Annotated in this window: 1 protein-coding gene; it reads right to left on the reverse strand. The window is 45.2% G+C overall.

Features of this window, described 5'->3' with window-relative positions:
• Window positions 1-297: potassium channel family protein (locus FOJ82_RS16050; protein ID WP_281279960.1), on the reverse strand; the 297-nt coding region annotated here is incomplete at its 3' end.
• Window positions 298-303 lie beyond the last annotated feature (6 nt).

Here is a 303-nt window from a genome sequence, read left to right on the forward strand (position 1 = left end):
CCCGGCAAGCTTCTCATTCGCGCGAATTTCCGCAATCGAATATTCATCGGATAGTTCCAGGTAATCCAAAATATTATTAGAAACTAAATTGTTCGCAATTCGCTTCCCCATATCCCGTTCCGGGTGGACGACCTGATCCGCGCCGATTTTCCGAAGAACTTTCGCATGGTAGTCGTTCTGCGCTTTTACGGTGATTTTCTTGACCCCAATTTCTTTCAAGATAAGCGTTGTCAAAATACTCGCTTGGATATTTTCTCCGATTGCCACAACGACATGCTCAAAATTCCGGATTCCCAATGACCG

The sequence above is a fragment of the Tessaracoccus rhinocerotis genome (assembly GCF_007197885.1).
GTDB lineage: Bacteria > Actinomycetota > Actinomycetes > Propionibacteriales > Propionibacteriaceae > Arachnia > Arachnia rhinocerotis.